Origin of the sequence: Endozoicomonas sp. SCSIO W0465, assembly GCF_023716865.1 — a bacterium.
Classification (GTDB): domain Bacteria; phylum Pseudomonadota; class Gammaproteobacteria; order Pseudomonadales; family Endozoicomonadaceae; genus Endozoicomonas.
The window spans coordinates 451,025-465,896 of the sequence record NZ_CP092417.1; the positions used below are offsets into that span (position 1 = coordinate 451,025).

At 44.7% G+C, this 14,872-nt stretch carries 14 protein-coding genes and 1 pseudogene; 13 read left to right on the forward strand and 2 right to left on the reverse strand.

From position 1 onward, the window contains the following. The first annotated feature begins 94 nt into the window (after positions 1-94). Positions 95-1,273: an IS4 family transposase gene (locus MJO57_RS02005; protein ID WP_256493207.1), complete on the forward strand. Its 1,179-nt coding sequence runs from the start codon at positions 95-97 to the stop codon at positions 1,271-1,273. Here MJO57_RS02005 and MJO57_RS02010 read toward each other — a convergent pair. Next, on the reverse strand, positions 1,259-2,299 hold the full coding sequence (locus MJO57_RS02010) for an IS1595 family transposase (protein ID WP_252017335.1): 1,041 nt from the start codon (positions 2,297-2,299) through the stop codon (positions 1,259-1,261). The genes MJO57_RS02005 and MJO57_RS02010 overlap by 15 nt on opposite strands. Before the next feature lie 218 nt (positions 2,300-2,517). Here MJO57_RS02010 and MJO57_RS02015 point away from each other — a divergent pair. Beyond that, positions 2,518-2,877: pseudogene (locus MJO57_RS02015) on the forward strand (formate/nitrite transporter family protein); the annotation flags it as partial. A gap of 45 nt (positions 2,878-2,922) precedes the next feature. Here the strand turns inward: MJO57_RS02015 and MJO57_RS02020 are convergent. After that, positions 2,923-3,585, reverse strand: coding sequence for an ERCC4 domain-containing protein (locus tag MJO57_RS02020; protein WP_252022540.1), 663 nt, complete (start codon positions 3,583-3,585; stop codon positions 2,923-2,925). 92 nt (positions 3,586-3,677) lie between these two features. Between MJO57_RS02020 and MJO57_RS02025 the strand changes: the two genes are divergently transcribed. From MJO57_RS02025 to MJO57_RS02075, 11 genes are all read left to right on the forward strand, one after another. Continuing rightward, the gene (locus MJO57_RS02025; RefSeq protein WP_252022542.1) at positions 3,678-4,223 is read left to right on the forward strand and encodes a TIGR00730 family Rossman fold protein; all 546 of its coding nucleotides are present in this window, start codon (positions 3,678-3,680) and stop codon (positions 4,221-4,223) included. After that, positions 4,220-4,837: a YqiA/YcfP family alpha/beta fold hydrolase gene (locus MJO57_RS02030; RefSeq protein ID WP_252022543.1), complete on the forward strand. Its 618-nt coding sequence runs from the start codon at positions 4,220-4,222 to the stop codon at positions 4,835-4,837. The genes MJO57_RS02025 and MJO57_RS02030 overlap by 4 nt, the downstream gene beginning before the upstream one ends. A 74-nt stretch (positions 4,838-4,911) precedes the next feature. Next, positions 4,912-6,804, forward strand: a complete 1,893-nt coding sequence (gene parE, locus MJO57_RS02035; RefSeq protein ID WP_252022545.1) for a DNA topoisomerase IV subunit B — start codon at positions 4,912-4,914, stop codon at positions 6,802-6,804. A gap of 326 nt (positions 6,805-7,130) precedes the next feature. Next, on the forward strand, positions 7,131-7,646 hold the full coding sequence (locus tag MJO57_RS02040) for a hypothetical protein (RefSeq protein WP_252022547.1): 516 nt from the start codon (positions 7,131-7,133) through the stop codon (positions 7,644-7,646). Then, complete coding sequence (locus MJO57_RS02045) at positions 7,606-9,540, forward strand: Mu transposase C-terminal domain-containing protein (protein WP_252022549.1); 1,935 nt, start codon at positions 7,606-7,608, stop codon at positions 9,538-9,540. The genes MJO57_RS02040 and MJO57_RS02045 overlap by 41 nt, the downstream gene beginning before the upstream one ends. 63 nt (positions 9,541-9,603) lie before the next feature. Beyond that, the gene (locus MJO57_RS02050; RefSeq protein WP_252022551.1) at positions 9,604-9,816 is read left to right on the forward strand and encodes a hypothetical protein; all 213 of its coding nucleotides are present in this window, start codon (positions 9,604-9,606) and stop codon (positions 9,814-9,816) included. A gap of 27 nt (positions 9,817-9,843) precedes the next feature. Then, entirely contained in the window at positions 9,844-11,502 is a 1,659-nt protein-coding gene (locus MJO57_RS02055) for a transposase (RefSeq protein ID WP_252017470.1), read from the forward strand. Further along, entirely contained in the window at positions 11,483-12,460 is a 978-nt protein-coding gene (locus tag MJO57_RS02060) for a TniB family NTP-binding protein (RefSeq protein WP_252022553.1), read from the forward strand. The genes MJO57_RS02055 and MJO57_RS02060 overlap by 20 nt, the downstream gene beginning before the upstream one ends. A 24-nt stretch (positions 12,461-12,484) precedes the next feature. After that, positions 12,485-13,354 carry a TniQ family protein gene (locus tag MJO57_RS02065; RefSeq protein WP_252022556.1) on the forward strand — a complete coding sequence of 290 codons (870 nt, stop codon included), beginning with the start codon at positions 12,485-12,487 and terminating at the stop codon, positions 13,352-13,354. A 60-nt stretch (positions 13,355-13,414) separates the two neighbouring features. Further along, the gene (locus MJO57_RS02070; protein WP_252017335.1) at positions 13,415-14,455 is read left to right on the forward strand and encodes an IS1595 family transposase; all 1,041 of its coding nucleotides are present in this window, start codon (positions 13,415-13,417) and stop codon (positions 14,453-14,455) included. Continuing rightward, positions 14,428-14,871 carry a hypothetical protein gene (locus MJO57_RS02075; protein WP_252022559.1) on the forward strand — a complete coding sequence of 148 codons (444 nt, stop codon included), beginning with the start codon at positions 14,428-14,430 and terminating at the stop codon, positions 14,869-14,871. The genes MJO57_RS02070 and MJO57_RS02075 overlap by 28 nt, the downstream gene beginning before the upstream one ends. The last annotated feature ends 1 nt before the right edge of the window (position 14,872 follow it).

Consider the following 14,872-nt stretch of genomic DNA (forward strand, 5'->3'; position numbering starts at 1 on the left):
ACCCACCTTGAACAGCCACAATAAAGCTTCGAAACCATTATCAATGGCTGAACAAGATGAGTACTGCAAATAGTAGATTAGTTGAAAAAAACTGTTGACCTGTTTCGACCGGTCAGAACTCCTAAGTATGGCGGAACAGCTTGGTTTTACTATACGACAGCGAGATATCCGTCCTTTGGATTTTATCCTCTCACTGATCGATGCCCTCGCTGGTGATGGAAACTGCGATACCCAGGCGGATCTACACCGTAAATTTAACGAGTTGACGGGGCTGAATGTCTCTTATCGTTCTTGGGCAAATCAGGCTAAAAAGGACGCGCTGCCTACTCTTATCCTGTGGCTATGGGTGCAGTGTCTGGAAATATTTTCCCGCAAAGTCATGGCGTTTGATGAAGACAGTCCATTTTCAGAGTTTGAGCACATTCTGATTCAGGACGGTTCGTCACAAGCTGTCTATGATGCCCTGAAAGAAGCATTTCCCGGCAGGTTCTCAACGGTCAGTCCTGCTGCCGTCGAGCTTCATACGACAATGGATCTTCTCACCAACAACCTGGTGCGGGTGCAGCTGACTGAAGATACCCGTTCAGAAAGAGACTGTCTGCCACCACTGCCAACATCCATGGCCTATATCCTGATGCTAATGGATGCCGGTTATTTTGAGCTGGAACTCTTTGCCGCTATTGATGACAGGGAGGGTTCTTTTATCTGCAAGGCACCTCAGAGTATCAACCCGACGATACTCAGCGCGGTACGGGAGGATGGCAAGAATCTCAATCGCTACAAAGGACAAAAACTGAAGGATGTACTGTCTGGCTTCCCCAAAGACCAGTGCCTCGACCTGGATGTAGAATGGCCGGGATTCAAAGCCTGGCCATTCCGCTTGGTTGTCCGCTGGAATGACAAAAAACAGAAGTGGGTTTTCGTTGTGACCAACCTGAACCGGGTGGAGTTCACCTTGAGTGATGTGCTCCAGGCCTATCGTCTACGGTGGCAGATAGAGCTGATTTTCAAAGAGATCAAATCCTATTCAGGGTGGCATCGTTTTAACACCAAATCAGCGACACTGGTGTTTAGCCTGATTCTGATGTCCTTTGTGGTTGTGACGTTGAAAAGGTACCTTGCCCATGCTGCACAGGCGAACCTCTGTGAAAGTGGGAGCATTGAGGAAATCTCGACGCACAAGGTGATGAAAAGTGGGACTCACCTGTTTGGTAATGTGATTTCATCGTTGATGAATGCAGGAAAGTCATTGGTCTGGCTAAGTTACCGTTAATGGTTGGAAGCACCAATGTTCAGTAATTCTGCTGATCAACCGGCCAACAGTTAATTTTTTTGCTGCCGTCAGTTCTCGCCTCCAGGCCAGATAATGGGGAAGGTAACGAGTTGCAACCCCTTGGAATACGCCGCCAATCCAGCGTTTTAAATGACTGTGATAAGAATTTACAGTCTGGATGTGGTAGATGCCTTCAACAACATGTTGACCTGCTGATGTCACCAGCTCCTTGAAGACAAATCCAAGCTTGTCAGCAAGTTTTTCGTGAGCGAGGTGTGCATCCGCACAGACCGTGGCCTGTATCGATATGCGGCCATTTAAATGCCTGCACAATTCATTAGCACTTTCGTTTTCTAATACACCGTCAACGGTATTTCGATTACGGTCCCGAGCCACCATTACCGGGACTTTTCGGGCTTTGTTGGGATCATTACCCCGCTTTCGGGTTGGCCGTGGAAGGCCTTCTCTTTGCCCTTTGAAGGATTCACGGAAAAATGTTTCATCAAGCTCAGTAATGCCACAAAGCTCTTCTGCTTGATCATTATTAATCACTTCAAGAAAGCGGTGACGCCAGCGGAACGCAGTTTTCAAGTCAATGGCATTCTCAGCAGCAGCTGGTCGCAAGACCATAGAGTGAGTCATACCTGCGAGGTACTTGTTCCATTTTTCAGGGTGCCTGAGCCTTGCCAAAGGCGTTCCACTAAAGGCGTTAAACGTTGAGTCGCAAGTCTTGCAGTGGTAGCGCTGTCGGCCATTTCGTATGCCCCAGCGACCAACGCTATGGCTTTTGCATTTGGGGCACCTGGGGTTTTCGGCAAATTGGGCAAGTATGCTCTTTTCTACGTCAGGTGTTGCATTATCGTTATTGGGTATAGATTCACTGTAAACAGGTTCAGAGTCAGTGGTTTCTACTACCTCGGTAACCTCTATTTGAGTACTAAGGAGCGAGTTGTTAAGAATGTCTCGCTGTTCACTGGTTAATGTTGAAATGGAATCAATAAAATTCTGGAAGAGTTCAGATTGCATATCACTCCCCTACAACGTAGATTTTATGGGAGTTTAGCTGATTCAACCATTAACGGTAACTTAGCCCATTGGTCTCATGCATTAAAAAGCTACTGGACTTCTGGGGAAATAATGCGAAACGAGAACACCCTGCACGGGATGGTTGTTCAGGGCGTACAAGATTAGGCTTCTGTGCAGTGGGTGGAGCTTAATGTCTACCTTAAGATCCATTCTTCCAGGCCCTGATCCTGGGGATTCTCTGTAACCTGCTGGTTTGCCTGACCTACTGGATGAGCCTGAGTGCCCGCACGGCTGCCGGTAAAATGATGGCCTGTATTTTGCCGGTAGCGGCGTTTGTTGCCGCCGGTTTTGAGCACTCCGTTGCCAACATGTACCTGTTGCCTGTGGGTTATATGATCAAGTCCCTGGCGGGCCCCGAATTCTGGCAGGCGATTGGTTACACCGCTGCCGATTTCGACGTGATCAACCTGGGCAACATCTTTATGAACCTGTTGCCGGTGACCATCGGCAATATCATCGGTGGTGGTGTGATGGTCGGCCTGAGCAAGTGGTTTGTATACCTTCGTGTTAAAGGTTAATCGGTGCTTCACTGAATGACTGCGGGTGTGCCCGTTCCCAAGCTATCAGAACCGGGCGTGGGAGTGTGTGACCATCTGTTTGATGCTCTGCGCTGTTTTTCTGCCGATCCCCCTGGTTTGTGCCAGCTCTTCAACTGTGCTCAACAAGACCGCTTCAATCGAGCCAAATTTCTGCAATAGAGCACGGGCTTTCAGTGAGCCAACACCCGGCAAACACTGCAACATATTCAGTGTTTGCCGGTGCGGATCTTTGGAATGAGCAGGCCGTGAGCCCATATCCGAAACATTCATAACCCCTCTGAATTTACTCCACTGTCGCCCCATCATAATCAATAATGCAGCCGTTTCATTCGGGTTCATGGAACGAAGTACGGGAATACCAAAATACAGTGAAACCATGACAAGAGCCCCCTGAATAGACTCCCGCCGTATACCGGATGAACATAACATTCCCGCAGAACCCTCAATCAGCAATACTTTACGATAAGGAAAACAATACTGGCTCAGTTGCCGGAATAACCGACCATCGATAATAGAGGCAGCCAGATCGATCAGTGTTTTCCTCTCAACCAGCCAGTCGTTGTTAACTTTATAATCTCCGTTTGCAAGACAGACGGTGTTAACAACAACACCATCCCGATTCTGCAGTGAGTCAATTATCCCTGAAGCCCTTTCCCGATAATCAATGTCAATCTGGATATTATGCATGGTGTAAGCATTATTCTGGCCATCAGGACAGGCAGCAGTATAGCTTATTGTGTATGATTGCTACGGCCAGCAGAGAAACAGAGGAAGAAACAATGAAGTCAGTCGCAATATTCTGTGGTGCCCGCTCTGGTCGCAAGGAAGCCTACCGACAGGCAGCCGAAGCATTGGTGGACTCACTGTTAGAACAAGGCATCACCATTGTCTATGGCGGTGGCAATATCGGGCTGATGGGTGCTATCGCTGATCGGGCCATTGCTGGTGGTGGAAGGGTGGTTGGCGTTATTCCTCATGCCCTTGTCCAACAGGAACAGGCTCACAATGGTTTGAATGAGTTAATCCATGTTAATGACATGCATGAGCGCAAGCAGAAAATGAATGAATTGGCGGATGGCTTTATCACACTGTCTGGCGGTGCTGGCAGTATGGATGAACTGTTTCAGGAAATTGCCCATAAGCAGGTAGGCTACCATGGCAAACCCTGTGCCATTCTGAATACGGCTGGCTATTATGATCATTTAGTAGCTTGGTTGGAAAATGCCGTGGATGAAGGTTTTCTAACCCGGTACTGGTATGACCAGCTGGTGATTGACCACTCCCCGGAAGAACTGGTGAGCAGAATGATGGGCACGAAAATATGAAGCCGCTACTGGTTTATCTGCATGGTCTGAACAGCTCTTCACAGTCAAGGAAGGCTATTCAAACCACAGAGTATGTTCAGGATAACCAGTTGGATGTTGAATTATGGATACCGGATCTGCCGGTTTTTCCATCGGATATTGTGCAGTGTTTACAGAGCCACCTGAAAAAGTCGCTGAACCTGCGGGATATCTACATCATTGGCAGCTCCCTTGGTGGCTTCCTGGGTGCCTGGCTGCAACACTGGTTGCTTGATAATGGGCACAGGAAAAAGGCAAGGCTGGTGCTGATTAACCCGGCCGTTGTTCCCCATAAACGATTCGAAGCGTTTCTTGGTCCCCAGAAAAACTTTCATACCGGTGCCGACTGGGTGATGACCGACGAGTATGTTGCACAGCTGCTCCTTCTGGAAACAGAGCCCCCGGCATCACCGGAAAACACGCTTCTTATGGTACAAACGGGTGATGAAACACTGGACTACCGCCTGGCGGTGGAAAAGTACCAGCAATGCACAGTGATCGTACAGGACGGCGGCAGCCACGCCTTTGATCATTTTGAGACAATGCTGCCAGAAATCTTAGACTTTCTGGGACAGGATTTTCCCACATCCGTTTGAACAAATCACCGTCGATTCGTTACACTCTCTATTTTCACGCTTTGCGTCATAAAGCGATCAGTCAGCAAGGACTCATGGTAAAGAACGACTACAATGCCGAGGCGATTGAGGTACTCAGTGGCCTCGACCCGGTGCGCAAACGCCCCGGAATGTACACCGACACCACCCGGCCAAACCATCTTGCCCAGGAAATCATCGACAACAGCGTGGATGAGGCCCTGGCAGGTTTTGCTTCCCATATCAAAGTCACCCTGCACAAAGACCAGTCTCTGGAAGTGGTGGATGATGGCCGGGGTATGCCCACCGATATCCACCCGGAACATGGCATCTCGGGTATTGAGCTTATTCTCACCCGCCTGCATGCCGGTGGTAAATTCTCCAGCAAGAATTACCAGTTCTCCGGTGGTTTGCACGGGGTGGGTGTTTCTGTGGTCAATGCGCTCTCCAGCCGCCTGGAAGTGACCGTTCGCCGTGGCGGCATCGTTTCAGCCATCAGCTTTAAAGATGGCTATAAGGATGAAGACCTCCACGAAACCGGCACCTGCGGACGTCGCAATACCGGAACAATGGTTCGTTTCTGGCCCGATGCCAGCTACTTCGACTCCCCACGATTTTCCGTACCACGGCTAATGCACATTCTGCGGGCCAAGGCAGTGCTTTGCCCTGGCCTGCGGGTTGAATTTGATGACCGGATTTCTGAAGACGTGACCGAGTGGTACTACGAGGATGGCCTGAACGACTATCTCAAAAGTGCCACAAGAGGCTTTGCCGTGCTCCCCGTTGAACCCTTTACCGGTTCCCTGAAAGGGGAAAGCGAGGCGGTAGACTGGGCCGTCCAATGGCTACCCGAGGGCGGTGAACTGCTGACGGAAAGCTATGTCAACCTGATTCCCACCCCGTTGGGCGGCACCCATGTGAATGGCCTCAGAACCGGCCTGCTGGAAGCCATCCGGGAATTCTGTGAATTCAGGAACCTGTTGCCCCGTGGCGTGAAACTCGGTGGCGATGATTTGTGGGAAAACTGCGCCTACGTATTATCTGCCAAGTTGGCAGACCCGCAATTCTCCGGCCAGACCAAGGAACGTCTCTCTTCCAGGGAGTGTGCCGCCTTTGTCTCTGGTGTGGCAAAAGATGCCTTTAGCCTCTGGCTGAACCAACACACCGCTGAAGCTGAACTGCTGGCAGAACTCTGCATCAGCAATGCCCAGAAACGGATGCGCAAAGCCAAAAAGGTTGCTCGTAAAAAAGTGACCCAGGGGCCAGCACTGCCAGGCAAACTGGCGGATTGTGCCAGTCAGGACCTGGGCATGACCGAACTGTTCCTGGTGGAAGGGGACTCAGCAGGCGGCTCTGCCAAACAGGCCCGTGACCGTGAGTATCAGGCCATCATGCCGTTGCGGGGTAAAATCCTTAACAGCTGGGAAGTAGACTCCTCAGAAGTACTGGCCTCCCAGGAAATACACGATATCTCCGTAGCCCTGGGGGTTGATCCGGCATCGGATAACCTGGACGGTTTGCGCTACGGTAAAATCTGCATTCTTGCCGATGCGGACTCTGATGGCTTGCACATCGCGACCCTGCTCTGTGCGCTGTTCGTTCAACACTTCCGCCCACTGGTGGAACGCGGCCATATTTATGTTGCCATGCCGCCGCTTTACCGGATTGATGTGGCCAAAGACGTCTATTACGCCCTGGATGAAGCAGAGAAAGAAGGCATTCTTGAACGCATCCGTGCCGAGAAAAAGAAAGGCAAGGTCAATGTGCAACGCTTTAAGGGACTGGGTGAGATGAACCCTTTGCAGTTGCGAGAAACTACGATGTCTGCAGACACTCGTCGTCTTGTTCAGTTAACCCTGGACAACGAGGAGGAGACGACTCAGCGGATGGATATGCTGCTGGCCAAGAAACGCAGTTCAGACCGCAAGCTTTGGCTGGAGTCCAGGGGTAATCTGGTTGAAATTGCTTAATTCCTGTGAATTTCATCGTTAAGTTTGGCAATTCGTCATAAAGCTTGTCAATATTTTAATCAGTAAAATTGACAAGCCTAAAAAGCCTCCTATGTTTGATACTAAGGTATCTGTGTAGGGGGCTTTTTTTTGTGAGTCGGAGATTTCAACCAAAAGATAAGCACGGCAGAGTAATTAAAATGTCGGCTGTGAACTCTAACTGGATGTTCGCAAGCAGAAAGAATAACAATGTGCTGTTCCTTCAGACTGAAGATGAATATAAGTTCTGTCATTTTCTGGAGTTTGATACGCGAATTCAGAGTTACATTTCACAGCCGCCAAGGATAATGTACCACATAGATCAGGAGAGTCATGAATACACAGCCGATTTTTTTGCTTATACATTTTCAGATGGAGAATGGTATTTTGAAGTGAAAACTGATTCTTTTGATATAAATGCCCATAAGAGTGATAAAGAGAAATATGAATCTATTGAATACGATTTAAAGAAGCAAGGTTTTAATTTTTTAATTATTGATGAGTTTCTTGAAAAGAACAGCGTGCTTTATCAAAATATGTTGCAATTTAAAAGCTATCGAAAATCAGATATTAATGAGCAGTATATGAATCTATTTAAAAATATCTTCTCTGGGTATGAAGGAAATTTCGTAAGGTTAAAAGAACTTCTGAAAATAGCATGTAGATTGACTGGTAACGAACCAGAGGTTGTAAACTATCATGCATATACATTAATTAGTAAGGGGATTATAGAGTTTGATGTTCATAAAATGTTTTCCACGAATATGTATGTGAGGTTCGCAGATGAAGGTAACACTAACATCTGGAATGCAGTTTCATTATAATGATCGGCTATGTGAAGTTATTTCATGGAATAGCAGAATAGTTCTAACTTTAGATGTACTCTCTAAGACAGAGATCAGGATTCCTGAAATAGAGGTTTTAGAAGGTATTGAAAATGGAAGTATTAAATTAATTAATGAAGAAACTGTTGGAAATGAAAGGCTTCAGTCTAAGAGTAAAGATTTAAATTCATATGATAAATCAGAAAAGGAAAGGGCAGAGTATCGACATAAATTTATAAAAGGTTTAGAAGAAGAAGGAGTTTTTTCTATTTCTCCTAAAACTCAAGTGATAATCGATAGCATAGCGGAGAATAATAATCTGAAGTCACCCTCTTGGAGGTCTGTAAGTCGTTGGAGAAAAGAGTATATAAAAAATGGAAGATCTATAAGGGGATTGATTGGTCACCTGGATAACTGTGGTAGCTATGAAAGAAAAAGGGGCAAACTACAAGAGTTGATTGATGAAGTTATTAAAGAGGTTTATTTGACTAAGGAAAGGATTAGCTTGAGTGAAACTCATCGACAATTAGAAACAGCGATAAAGGAGTACAATAAACAGAATGATGATGATATTCCGGTTCCATCTTATTCAACAATGCAGAGAGAAATTAAGAAAATTCCTCCTTATGAAATAAAAGAAAAGAGGGAAGGAGTAAGACAGGCCAAAGAAGAGTTCAGGGTTACTAAATTTTATGCACCCCCAAAGCGTGTGTTACAGAGAGCGGAAGCAGATCATACAACCTTGGATTATTTTTTGCTTGATGATGAAACCCTTCTACCACTTGGGAGACCTTATATAACAGTGATTATTGATAAATACTCAAGAGTGCCACTAGGTGTCTGTATCTCATTTTATGAGGGGAGTTATCTAACTGTTGCCAAAGCGCTTAAAAGTGCACTTTTGCCAAAAACATATTTAAAATCACAGTTTCAAAATATAAAAAATAGCTTTCCATATTTCGGTAAGATGGATGAGCTTACAGTTGATAATGCCAGGGAATTTTGGTCTGAAGACTTAAAGTTTGCCTGTCTTGATCTTGATATAAATCTTCATTATGCAAGAGTGAAGAAAGGGTGGGAAAAAGGCAGTATCGAAAATTTCTTTAGACGACAAAATGCAAGACTTATTGAGAATATAAAAGGTAAAACATTCTCCAGTATTTTCAAAAAACAAGAATATGACCCTGAAAAAGAAGCAATTATGACCTTTAATGAGTTTCTTTCAGTATTCTATAAATGGCTGGTTGATATCTATCCTTATGAAGAGATTAGGATCAGTAATGGTCGAGTACTTGTTCCGCATAAAGCTTGGGTTAGTAGTATTAATGAAGTTCCCAGAGAGATTTTTTCTAAAGATAGTCTGGATATAATTCTTGGAAAAACAGAAGAGCGTATGCTGAAAGTTGGCGGTGTTCAGATAGATTATCTTAAATATGATTCAAGAGAGTTATCTGAATATAGAGCAAGATATCAAAATAATGAAAATGTACTGATTAAATACAATCCTGAAGATATGGGTTGTATATATGTGCTTAATAAGTTTAGTGGTGAATATTTTTCTGTTCCTGCAATTGATATTGAATATGCTGGAGGGTTGACTTACTGGCAGCATAAAGTGATTAGGCGTTATGCAAATGACTTTATGAAACTTTCAAATAAAGAGGGTGAGAATTTACACGCAGCAAAGGTGGAGCTAAATAAATTAGTAAAGACCCTTGTTGATGGTAAGAGTAAAAAAGCCGCTTCAAAAGCCATAGCAAAATATAGAGGAACATCAACAAAAGAAGGTGCTTCCGTCAATGAAAGTAGTCGTAGAGAAGATCATCAAGACTTGGAGTCTCTATCAACTCAGACAATGGGGAAGCGTAAGCTAAGGAACTTTGATGATGAGTAGCAAAAATAATAAAGGCTCTTTTCGGGTTACAGACTGCTCTGCAATGAAAATTGGCCAAAGGCCTTGATATACAATGCCTTCAGGAAACTGCTGGCTAAATATTGCCAAGCCCTGCCACAGGAGGATTCCAGCCTGATTTATGAAATCAGCAGTCTGCAATACGAAAAGAGCCATAATAAAATATACGGAAAGATTTATAATGAATATTTTATTTGGCATGAATCAGCTAAAGGAGTCAAAGAGGTAATTTCTCAAAAAGTGCTGGAAGCAGGATAATTTCGGTCAGTCGTCTATCCTCTCACCATGGCTTTTCTAGAACACCAGCAGTTACAACCTGAAGATCTACTGAGATTCATCACTCAGCAGCAAGAGCAGATCATTCAGCTCAAAGAGCAGATAGAATTGCTTGAAGCAGAGATTCGTCGTCTAAAAAAACTGCCCGCAAAGCCTGACATCAAACCAAACACCAAACCTCCCGATGATGACACCGGCAGCCCTGATGGAGATCCATCCGCTCCTGAGGGTAACGATGGAGCCAGCCCAGACACCTCGTCAAAGCAGAAGGTTAAGAAGCCCAACGAGAAAACCAGAAAGCAGCGTAAACAGCCCCGAAAGCCATCGGCGGAAAAATCCATACCCATTGCTGCCACTGATGTTCCGGAGGGATCAATCAGGAATGGAACCACCCCTTTTCATGTTCAGGAACTGACAATACAAACATCCAGTATTGAATATCTTTTAGAGCAATGGGTGACACCCGATGGACAAACCATTACGGCCAAACCGCCAGCCAGCCTTCATGGACATCATTACGGGCCAATGCTGCAGGCCTACGTTCTGCACCAGTATCATGGTTGCTCCGTTACCCAGCCAGAACTGCTGGACTGGCTATGGGACATTGGAATCTCTATTTCCAGCGGGGAACTCAGCCAGCTTCTGACGAAAGGACACGAGCAGTTCCATGCTGAGAAAGATGAGCTGTTGACTACAGGTATTCGCTGTTCAAGTTATATCCAGACAGACGACACGGGAACAAGGCATAAGGGGAAGAACGGTTACTGCACCATCATCAATAACGAGTCCTTTGCCTGGTTCGAGAGCACAGACAGCAAAAGCCGGGAAAATTTCGTAAGCCTACTGCACCGCCCATGGTCAACTTACACGTTCACCGACGATGCCTTGATCTATCTGGAAAAACTGGATTACCCCAAAAAGTGGCTACGCGTTCTTAATCCATACAGAGGCGTCACCTTCCTGAGCCATGAAGCCTGGGAAGAATGTATGAAAGACCTGAGACTAACTGGTAGACGGCGCCAGCAGGCCAGTGAAGCCATGATTTATGGCAGCCTGATACAGCATGGAGCAGGACATCTTACCACCTTCAGTGATGGGGCAAGGCAGTTCGACGTTTTCAAACACAGCCAGTGCTGGATACATGCAGAGCGAGGGCTGGCAAAAGTTCATCCGGTCAATGATCAGCAGGCCATGGCTCAGAAATGGCTTCGGACATGGTTCTGGGCCATTTACGATGACCTTAAAGACTTCAAGACAGAGCCAACTGAAAAAAAGGCAATAAAAGTACGACAGGGGTTCCAGGCGCTGATCCAAACCCAAACGTGCAGTGGGCTTCTTCAGGATGCTCTGTCAGGGTTGGCTGTAATCAAGGAAGAGCTATTACTGGTTCTGGATGACCCGAGCTTACCGCTGCACAACAACCTGAGCGAGAGTCAGATACGAGAATATGTTAAACGACGAAAGATCAGTAGTGGGACGCGAAGCGATTTGGGGCGGCAATGTCGCGACACCTTTGCCAGCCTGAAAAAAACGTGTCGCCTGTATGGTCTCTCTTTTTGGGATTATCTGAAAAGCCGACTAATGGGCGATGGGTTATTTCCGAGATTGAGTAACCTGATTGAGGAGGCTTCACGTCATCTTCCGTGTGGTGCTGCCAGCAGTTTTTGAGAAATTACTCAAAGAGTTATTGCAATTCTGCTTCGATAGCTTTGATGGAGCTACTGAGCCTACATGCTTTTTGCTTATCGGTGACAGTGGTCTAGGAAAGTCACTGGTTGCAGAATTGTTTCATAAATCTTATCCTGACTATGAAGAAGATTTAGGTGACAGAATTAATTCAATTAAACCGATTGTACGTTTTTCTCTTCCTTCCCATGCTAAAAGATACGAAGCAATTCGAGCCTTTTTAAAGGCTATAGGTGATCCTCGTTGGGATTCAAGTGATTCATTTGATCTCAAAAATGCGCGTCTTATAGATTATCTTAGAGATACCTGTAAGACTAAGATGATTATCATTGACGAGTTTCATCATTTAACGCAGGCAATGAGCAGTGCTGAAATTGTTTTTACTGCTGATTGGTTGAAGCTTCTAATAAAGGAAACTAAGATCCCGATCGTTGGTATTGGTATGCCTTGGGCTCAACGTATCCAAAGTAATAATCAGCAAATGGGGACAATATTTACAATGGTCGAAGAGTTGTTTCCTTTTAAAATAAGTGATGAAGATAGTCTTGAAATATACTGCAGTTTTTTGAATACATTATCCTCAAGATTGAAAAAAGAATTTTCAATAGATGCTGGTTGTTTAATTGAGCCAGAAGTGTTGTTTCCATTATTTATATCGAGTAATGGCTGCCCCAAGCTAATCATGAAGCTAATTGCTCATGCGTCATCATTATCCGAAGTGAGGGTTTTAAATGTAAAAACATTTTATAATCTATATAGGTTTCATTTTGGTTCTTCTAAGCCAAATCCATTCGTGCCTGAATATAAGGATATGAAAGCTGTTCAGATTGAATCAAGCCCAGATTGGGATAAGTCTAAGAAGAAGATAGTTCTACCAAACTCCAGAGAGTTGAGTGTACGAGACATCTTTACCTTAGGTCGATCAGCAGGTTTTTTTTGATTGTTTTTTTATGTTGGTATTTAAGTGGATAGAGAAATTGGTTGTTCGCCATTCTTAAGCAGGCCTAAAGTCTTCCCAGATGAAACGCTAGAAAGCTATTTGATAAGAGTTGCAAGATCAAATAGTATTTCGCTGAGAAGTTTGATTAGATTCATATGCTTAGGTATCGATGGCGTAGAAGATAGTTCTGTCCCTGGATTTGATGAATTTAATCTGTTTCATGCTAATTTGCACCCCGAGATTCGTTATAGAGGCGTTGATCAGCTGGCAGCCAGAGTTGGCATTACAAGTCAATCGCTACGAGATATAACCTTGAGCAGATCGATAACCAAGTGCTCAAATAATCTATCAAACTTTATTTACCAAAATGTAAAAATACCAAATACTCTGTATCGAAGGTATTTCGTTCCGGTTTGCCCTGCCTGTTTGGCCGAAAGTGGATATATACGGCAGTATTGGCACGTATCTATCAATATAATCTGTCCGACACATAAAGTTTTTTTGATTGATAAGTGTCCAAAGTGTGGGGTCTCTATTTCTTATATAAAAAACAGGAGCATCTCTAACTGTTCGTGTGGGTTTGATTTGAAAAAAGCCACTTCAACCTCTCTATCTATAAATCTTGAATATGATTTGTTATTAGAAACCTCGAGTTTAATTGCTCATGCTTTTAATAAAGGTATTGTATTTGAATCAGAAAAATTATCCTGCCTGGGTAGTAATGTATTTCATCTGTTCTGCTTTGCGCTTTTTTACTTTCGCTATATTGATGATGGCAATTCTATTAGCGAATATGGTGTTGACTCAGATAAGATACTAGCTTTTCATGATTTTCTACGCGACTGGCCAGTTGCTTATAAAGACTTCTTGGAAAATAAAGTGATAAAAGGCTAAGTTACCGTTAATGGTTGAATCAGCTAAACTCCCATAAAATCTACGTTGTAGGGGAGTGATATGCAATCTGAACTCTTCCAGAATTTTATTGATTCCATTTCAACATTAACCAGTGAACAGCGAGACATTCTTAACAACTCGCTCCTTAGTACTCAAATAGAGGTTACCGAGGTAGTAGAAACCACTGACTCTGAACCTGTTTACAGTGAATCTATACCCAATAACGATAATGCAACACCTGACGTAGAAAAGAGCATACTTGCCCAATTTGCCGAAAACCCCAGGTGCCCCAAATGCAAAAGCCATAGCGTTGGTCGCTGGGGCATACGAAATGGCCGACAGCGCTACCACTGCAAGACTTGCGACTCAACGTTTAACGCCTTTAGTGGAACGCCTTTGGCAAGGCTCAGGCACCCTGAAAAATGGAACAAGTACCTCGCAGGTATGACTCACTCTATGGTCTTGCGACCAGCTGCTGCTGAGAATGCCATTGACTTGAAAACTGCGTTCCGCTGGCGTCACCGCTTTCTTGAAGTGATTAATAATGATCAAGCAGAAGAGCTTTGTGGCATTACTGAGCTTGATGAAACATTTTTCCGTGAATCCTTCAAAGGGCAAAGAGAAGGCCTTCCACGGCCAACCCGAAAGCGGGGTAATGATCCCAACAAAGCCCGAAAAGTCCCGGTAATGGTGGCTCGGGACCGTAATCGAAATACCGTTGACGGTGTATTAGAAAACGAAAGTGCTAATGAATTGTGCAGGCATTTAAATGGCCGCATATCGATACAGGCCACGGTCTGTGCGGATGCACACCTCGCTCACGAAAAACTTGCTGACAAGCTTGGATTTGTCTTCAAGGAGCTGGTGACATCAGCAGGTCAACATGTTGTTGAAGGCATCTACCACATCCAGACTGTAAATTCTTATCACAGTCATTTAAAACGCTGGATTGGCGGCGTATTCCAAGGGGTTGCAACTCGTTACCTTCCCCATTATCTGGCCTGGAGGCGAGAACTGACGGCAGCAAAAAAATTAACTGTTGGCCGGTTGATCAGCAGAATTACTGAACATTGGTGCTTCCAACCATTAACGGTAACTTAGCCGTGATAAAAGGTTTACGGCTGTTGGTTAAGCCTGCATATAAAACAGGATTCAATAAGGTATTTGGAAGACTAATACAAGAAGTTCAAAATCTTCCAGATAATTGTTTGAAACACAACGCAGTCCTCAGAGAAACTCTAGAATTTTTTCAGAAAGTATGTGCGAGTGAGAAAGAAACTAAAAGCCGTCACGCAGTGTCAAGCTTACTGCTTACAAAACAGGAGACTGCATTGATCTTGCAGATGAAAACAAATACAGTTGCTCAACTGACGGGCAAAGGTTGCTTATTTGCTTCGCAAAAAAAACTCGAAGCCTATGTACCTTTGTATCCATTAGGTCTGCGTATTCTGGTTAACTTGAACACCTATTCTGTTTCATTTGAACACCCTGAACTCCTTACACATTGCCCAGTGTGAT

What these genes read in the sequence shown, in the direction of transcription:
- MJO57_RS02010 (WP_252017335.1), bottom strand. Translation starts at nt 2,299, where the DNA reads ATGCAATCTGAACTCTTCCAGAATTTTATTGATTCCATTTCAACATTA.
- MJO57_RS02020 (WP_252022540.1), bottom strand. Translation starts at nt 3,585, where the DNA reads ATGCATAATATCCAGATTGACATTGATTATCGGGAAAGGGCTTCAGGG.
- MJO57_RS02025 (WP_252022542.1), top strand. Translation starts at nt 3,678, where the DNA reads ATGAAGTCAGTCGCAATATTCTGTGGTGCCCGCTCTGGTCGCAAGGAA.
- MJO57_RS02030 (WP_252022543.1), top strand. Translation starts at nt 4,220, where the DNA reads ATGAAGCCGCTACTGGTTTATCTGCATGGTCTGAACAGCTCTTCACAG.
- parE (WP_252022545.1), top strand. Translation starts at nt 4,912, where the DNA reads ATGGTAAAGAACGACTACAATGCCGAGGCGATTGAGGTACTCAGTGGC.
- MJO57_RS02040 (WP_252022547.1), top strand. Translation starts at nt 7,131, where the DNA reads ATGTACCACATAGATCAGGAGAGTCATGAATACACAGCCGATTTTTTT.
- MJO57_RS02045 (WP_252022549.1), top strand. Translation starts at nt 7,606, where the DNA reads ATGAAGGTAACACTAACATCTGGAATGCAGTTTCATTATAATGATCGG.
- MJO57_RS02055 (WP_252017470.1), top strand. Translation starts at nt 9,844, where the DNA reads ATGGCTTTTCTAGAACACCAGCAGTTACAACCTGAAGATCTACTGAGA.
- MJO57_RS02070 (WP_252017335.1), top strand. Translation starts at nt 13,415, where the DNA reads ATGCAATCTGAACTCTTCCAGAATTTTATTGATTCCATTTCAACATTA.